At 43.5% G+C, this 1,194-nt stretch carries 2 protein-coding genes; one reads left to right on the forward strand and one right to left on the reverse strand.

What is annotated here, in order from left to right:
• On the forward strand, nt 1–183 hold a 183-nt coding region (locus A1019T_RS13875; protein ID WP_279626181.1), incomplete at its 5' end, for a transposase.
• Nucleotides 184–228: 45 nt separating this feature from the next.
• On the opposite strand, the gene A1019T_RS09535 is transcribed toward A1019T_RS13875, so the two are convergent.
• On the reverse strand, nt 229–915 hold the full coding sequence (locus A1019T_RS09535) for a M48 family metallopeptidase (protein WP_077451448.1): 687 nt from the start codon (nt 913–915) through the stop codon (nt 229–231).
• Nucleotides 916–1,194: the final 279 nt, after the last annotated feature.

A 1,194-nucleotide genomic window follows, 5' to 3' on the forward strand; every position in this document is an offset into this window, starting at 1 on the left:
CTTGATATTCAAAAAATCATTGAAGATTCAGGACACACTATTCTATGGTTACCGCCTTATAGTCCTGACTTAAACCCTATTGAGCAAACTTGGGCTTGGATTAAGAAAAAACGTCAAGATTGGGGAATAGATTGTATCGATACGTTATTCTTCTATTTTCTTTGGCTGTGTGACTGTTTTTAAGGGCTATGACTATAGCTACAGTTTTAATTTTAATTGTAGAGAAGCCTAGTCTACCTCACCTGACTTGCCAGCCAGTTTATCATGCCAGTGTTTATAATCCGGCATCGCACGTTGTACTTCCTGCCAAAAGGCAGCACTGTGATTGGCATGGTGTAAATGACACAGCTCATGCACTATCACATATTCGGTACACTCAATCGGAAAAGCTGGCAAATAAACCGAGAGCCAGATTCGCTTAGCCCGAGTATTGCAGCTGCCCCATCGGGTGGTCATCTTTTTTATCCGGGTCTCGGTGGCATAAGCACCGACTATAGGCTGCCATTTGGCAAATAGATCAGGCATGAGTTGCTGTAGCTCACAGCGATACCATTCGATTCGCTCTGCCTCACCCATAATTAATCCCTGCGACTTACCCCACAGCTTAACCGGCTGTAAGGCGGTATCCGATTTGGAGCCTTGAGAGGGCACGCCTTGCTGCTGTTGATGGCGCTTTAATAACTGTGCATGTTGATTAATGGCCCAGTCGAGACGCTTGCTTAGCGCCATGATTAAATCTTTATCACTCACGTAATGGGGTGCTGAGACCGAGAGCTGATAAGGCTTAAGTCGAAAGTTAATATTCTTAACCCGCTTACGCGTTATTTTGAGCTCTATCTGCGCTTCATTCAGTAGAGACTCAATCGCAGAATATAAGCTCGCTGTCGGCTGGGTTTGTGCTCTTTTCTCGAACATAGCTGTGTCGCTTGCATCCTATTAGCTGGGTCGGCTTCTCATAAAGTGCTTTTACTTATCGGGTGTGTATTGTGCTAAATCCTATAGCTGTTGTACTATTTTAGGGAATAATTGCTTAAGGGGATAGTTATAGTCAAAGAACGAATAAAGTGGTACACTAAAACTTATGGCATATTCAAAAGACTACCGACAAATGATTCTTAGCAAACTTGACGAAGGCTACAGCTTTCGGGAGTTAGCCGAAGAGTATCAAATTAGCCCAACCAGTATACAAAACTG

The sequence above is a fragment of the Psychrobacter piechaudii genome, assembly GCF_900162825.1.
In the GTDB taxonomy this organism is placed as follows: domain Bacteria; phylum Pseudomonadota; class Gammaproteobacteria; order Pseudomonadales; family Moraxellaceae; genus Psychrobacter; species Psychrobacter piechaudii.

Bases quoted from the DNA above. Each gene is read 5' to 3' on its own strand.
- A1019T_RS09535 (WP_077451448.1), bottom strand. From the start codon at position 915: ATGTTCGAGAAAAGAGCACAAACCCAGCCGACAGCGAGCTTATATTCT.